General features: G+C 49.8%; 4 protein-coding genes. 3 read left to right on the top strand and 1 reads right to left on the bottom strand.

All coding sequences use genetic code 11. From position 1 onward, the window contains the following. Positions 1–336 precede the first annotated feature (336 nt). Positions 337–507 (top strand): hypothetical protein, encoded by a 171-nt coding sequence (locus NWF35_RS16725; RefSeq protein WP_301240682.1) that lies wholly within the window; start codon positions 337–339, stop codon positions 505–507. Positions 508–766: 259 nt separating this feature from the next. On the opposite strand, the gene NWF35_RS16720 is transcribed toward NWF35_RS16725, so the two are convergent. Further along, positions 767–2,407, bottom strand: a complete 1,641-nt coding sequence (locus NWF35_RS16720; protein ID WP_301240681.1) for a phosphodiester glycosidase family protein — start codon at positions 2,405–2,407, stop codon at positions 767–769. Between the two features lie 277 nt (positions 2,408–2,684). Between NWF35_RS16720 and NWF35_RS16715 the strand changes: the two genes are divergently transcribed. Continuing rightward, a complete protein-coding gene (locus NWF35_RS16715) occupies positions 2,685–3,443 on the top strand; it encodes an SDR family NAD(P)-dependent oxidoreductase (RefSeq protein WP_301240679.1) in 759 nt (252 codons plus the stop codon). Next, positions 3,440–4,480: an S-adenosylmethionine:tRNA ribosyltransferase-isomerase gene (locus NWF35_RS16710; RefSeq protein ID WP_301240677.1), complete on the top strand. Its 1,041-nt coding sequence runs from the start codon at positions 3,440–3,442 to the stop codon at positions 4,478–4,480. The genes NWF35_RS16715 and NWF35_RS16710 overlap by 4 nt, the downstream gene beginning before the upstream one ends. Positions 4,481–4,982 lie beyond the last annotated feature (502 nt).

Here is a 4,982-nt window from a genome sequence, read left to right as displayed (position 1 = left end):
GTAACATGGTATCCCTACCGGAAGGTGGGGTTGGATCACCTCCTTTCTACGGAGCTTTTCGAAGCGAAACGACTTAACGGTGTATGGCTGGCGAGTCTGAAATCCACTCCTCAGTTTTCAGGGAATGCCGAAGTAAAACGCCCGGGTGAATAACCGGGTGTTGAGACTGCTGACATTTTGTCAGCGGTCTTTTTTGTCGCTGTATGCGCGTGATAAAATAGGTTTACATTTTTTTTAATTTGGTAAATAAGAAAAAGTAGAATAACTGGTTTTTGAAACAGGCCGGAAGGGAGTTTAGCCGAGCCATGGAGGAGAAAGTTAGCAAGGGGGTTCCGCGTGAAGGATCGGTACCAAAAGCTCGAAGAGTATAGAGAGGCGATGGATAAGGGTTTTAAAAGCGTTCGTATAGAGTTGGAGAAAATTCGTCATGAGATAGAACACATCAAAATGGACCCTAAAAATCACAAAGCCGTGGGCGAGTCAAAATCAAATTTGCCTCAATCTTGATACCGCCATTGCTGCAAAATAATAGATCCTACGCTGCAACCATGTAAAGGTAGAGGGAGCATCGCTTTCGATTCGCGAACTAGATACCAATTATTGAGTTTATCGCGATATGTGAAATGGATGCTTCAGCTGCCTTTTTTTATCTATTCGCATAAAGAAAAAGTCCAGCTGATTGCTGGACAAAAATCCACCCGATTGGAGTTTTTCCCTACCCATTGTTGATCGTTAAGCATTCGTCAGGTATTTATTTATCGAATAACTACTCGTTTTGATGTGTGGGGCGCATCACGAGCAGGGCATCACCGGTTGGACGTTCCTGACCGTCCGAAGGATGATTACGAAGACCGTCAGGACCCACAAAAGTCGAAGAGCCACCGCCGTCAAGATTTACAGCATCAGTGACACCGAGGCTTTTCATGAGTACCACTTCTTCCTTGAAGTTGAGCCCCGTTGCTACACCTGGAATACGTCCGTCCGCCACAACAATGATGATCTTGCCGTCAGGTGTAATGCCGGCAATCGTTCTTGGGTGCCGACGTACGCCGAAATTGTAGTAGAAAGGGCTTTCCGACCAATGGAATCCTTCTTCGTATGCATCAACTACAGGTTTTCCGTCTTTGAGCAGTATTGGACCACCGCTGACAATATTGATATTTTTGGTGAGTTTCAGGGGCTCACCATCTGCAGTCAGGATAGACTGTTTGATGTACAACTTTGATCCCATTTTCGCGTGAAGACGCAGCCAGTCAGCACCTTTCCCAATACCCTGCAAAATGATTCCCTTATCGGGGATTGTTCCACCACGTTTCTCGTCTAACGCAATCACTTTTCCATTCTCGTCCAGAGTCACCTGTACTCCGGTACCAGCATCTGCCACTCGGCCATAGTCCCGGGTAAAGTAGACAATCTCGTCTGGGTCAGTACATAAGAAGTCATGTTTAGGGTTATTGGTTGGTGTATCGTCTACGCCGCCACAGTTCAAGATAAGACCGGGCTTGCGGTTTATTCCGTCAATGATTGCCGATGATCCGTCAGAGGAATGAACCGAGATCACGGTCGACAGTTTTTCTACTCGAGCACCACGACCATTCGGGCTGGTCAAAACAAAGCTGCCGGTATTGTTCACCGCTTCACTGACGAGGCGTCCGTTCACTACGGAAAGGCCAGCAACGTCACCAGGTGTCCCATCGCTATCCCGCATCACAAAATAGCTGGCGTTTGTACCAATAAGCGCACCCGTACGACGGACAATAGATGATACTGTTTCGCTTCCAATCCCGTCCGGCGTTGCGAGAGCAACTTTGAGCTCACCACGGTATTGTTTCGGATCGATTGTCAAAATCCGGATTTCCCACGGGCCAGTTGTAGGTCCACCGTCCTCGGCACTATACTGAACAGAGCTGTTTTCGCCAATGACTTGACCGTTATCCAGACGGATCCCCGCCTGTTTGATCTTCTCCACCGTTGCCAGTGCAGAGGGTTTATCTGCAAAGAAACCTACGCGGACACGATAACCCAATGGACCGGTAGCGGGATCATCAGGCGCCCGCTCGTTTAGCGTCTCAATTCGTGAGTCGAAACCGGCCTTCTTCAGCGCAGCGTGAATGTCTTCAGCTGTTTCCTTGTCGTTTACGGTCGCTACGGTGACAGTGAAAAATGCCTTGGAGTCAGGGTAACCCCGGTGCACAGTAGTAATCGTCACTCCAGGGACAGGATGTTCAACCGTACGCCGCTCAGGTAATTCAGGATCGCCAATGGGAAGCTTTTCCGCGAACTGACTCTGCTCCGTGTGCGATTGTGCTGCCAGTGAATGCGATTCAAAAGCTGTGCTCATACTAACAACGAATATTGCTAATGTGGCTACCACTAACTTTTTACTCCATTTCCTCTTTCCAAACATGCTATCACCTCCCATTTCCTCATGATAATCACGATTTGTGAAACGACATTGAACCTCATGTAAACCTTTCTACATTGGTCGGTCAATCCCCATTGGCCCCACCCCTGGGCAGCTTTGCGGATGGTTTGGTCGTTGCCCGTAACTCCCCTTTTCTGTTCCTCGCTCCAAGATGTTATGGTGAGGATATATGAACAATAATAAATAAAAATGTTTATAAAGTATCCCTCCGGGGTAAAGGTTACTACCTTCATTTTTCATTCACCGAGGGGGCTTACGGATGAACAAATCGTTGCCAAGCTATCCCGATCTGCAGGGCAAAGTCGTGATGATTACCGGTGTTTCCCGCGGTCTTGGAAAAGCGTTGGCACTTGCATTTGCCGAAGCCAAGTCCGTGTTGGTTCTGTGCAGTCGTGGAAAGGAAGAGCTGGCCCAAACGGCGGCAGAGGTTGAAAAGCTGGGAGCGCGTTGCTTATCCATCGCTGCGGATGTATCCGTTCCTCGCGATGCCGAACGACTGGTCGCCACTGCTGAGGCGACATTCGGCCGCATTGATGTCTTGATCAACAATGCAGCTGTATTGGGCCCCAGTCCGATGCCGTATTTGTTGGATTTTCCGGAAGAGGCTTTCATGGAAGTGATGCGGGTCAATACGTGGGGACCGTTTCTTGTCACTCGTCGCGCCATTGCAGGAATGTTGGCACGACAAAGCGGGTCGATCATCAATGTAACGTCCGAGGCGGGGCGCGTCGGTTATGCAGGGTGGGGGGCTTACGGGGTTTCCAAGTTCGCATTGGAGGGATTGACTCAAACGTGGGCACAAGAGGTCGAGGGAACAGGAGTCCGCGTCAACATGGTAGACCCTGGGGAAATGGATACAGAGATGCATCGATTGGCCGTACCCGACTGTGATTATGAACTGGCTGATCCCCGGGAAGTGGTCGCGCCCTTTTTATATTTGGCATCCGATGTTTCCAGGGAGGTGAACGGTCAACGGTTGTTGGCGGAGGAGTTTGTGGGAGAGGAGGCGGAGTCATGAACATGGCAACCCCTTTTTCCTTTCGGGTTCCCGCTCGGCTCAACGCCGCGACGCCGCCTGAGAAAAGAGGGATCAGACGAGATCACGTTCGTTTGATGGTATTGGACCGAAAAACGGGGCGGACGCAACATGATCGGTTCGATCAGCTGGACCGCTATTTGGATGTCGGGGATGTGTTGGTGTTGAATGCAAGCCGGACGGTTCCTGCCTCATTACGGGCACAGTGGCGCCGAGGGGATCAGTTAATCATGTCGGAAGTAGAGGTGCGATTGGCACGCAGGTGGACCGAAGTAGAATGGGACGTGCTGGTTATGGGAGGAGAGGTGCAGGAGAGAGACCTGTTGGTTTTCTCCGGGGATCTGTCGGGTGAAGTGATCGGACGGAAAGCGGATCATCCATTGGTGCGTTTGCGTTTTTCATTGTTGGGACCGGCACTGTGGGAAGAGTTGTATCGGTGGGGGGGACCGATTCGGTACGAATATGTAACCGGTCAGTGGGGATTGGAAGAGTATCAGACAGTAATGGCCAGCGTGCCGGGATCGGTGGAAATGCCATCAGCCGGTAGGGCTTTTTCCTGGGAGATGTTGATCCGCCTGCGGCGCAAAGGGATCAAAATTGCTTGGATCGTTCTGCATACGGGGTTGAGTTATTTTTTACATGATCGATGGCGTTTATCCCCTGAGGACAATTGGGAGGAGTACAGGGTACCGGAAGAAACGGCCAACATGGTCAATGAAGCTAAACGATGCGGCAAACGGGTCATTGCGGTTGGAACGACAGTCGTACGGGCTTTGGAAACCGTCTCACCTCGTGGATTTGCGGAAGCGGGAACAGGATGGACCCATTTGACGATTGATCAGGATTATACATTGCGGATCACGGACGGTTTGTTGACCGGCTTTCACGAACCGGAAGCAAGTCATTTGGATCTGTTATCGGCTTTTATCCGGCCGGACCGGTTAAACCGTGCCTATTTGGAGGCAGTGGAACGTGGATATATGTGGCATGAATTTGGTGATATGAATTTGATTATGTGATGGGAATTGAAAAAGCGGCAGCCAGCGTCGCTCGACAGGAATTTCGGGCCCGCTCCTCTAACAAAGGGTGGCCGTTTTCCCACAAGCGTTTGCGTTACAGGAACGAGAGGGAAAACGGCGCACCCTAGATGGTTGGACCACTTTTGTCAGCAGTCACATCGTTCCGTGTGGAGCGGGGTGAATTATTTTTTGTTGGGGCATTCTATATGAGGTGATCAAGAAGATGATGGGCTACTGCTGGCAAATACATGTTGTTGTGGGGTGATGAAGACGTGTTACGACTGAAAATGCCCTTGAGCCGAGATGGATACAATGGTTGAAGTTATGTGAGCAGCATGTCGCCATATATATAATGAAGCGTTTTTTAGACACTCGAATCTGGAAAATAATTTCTCGAAAAAAGTGCTTGATTCGATGTGGAAGCTGTGCTATATTATTATTCGTCACGACGAAAGAGCTGAGAAATCAGCGGAAAACAAACGTTGCACCTTGAAAATTGGAT

The sequence above is a fragment of the Polycladomyces subterraneus genome, assembly GCF_030433435.1.
Lineage (GTDB): Bacteria > Bacillota > Bacilli > Thermoactinomycetales > JIR-001 > Polycladomyces > Polycladomyces subterraneus.
This window is presented reverse-complemented; position numbering and strand designations above follow the sequence as displayed.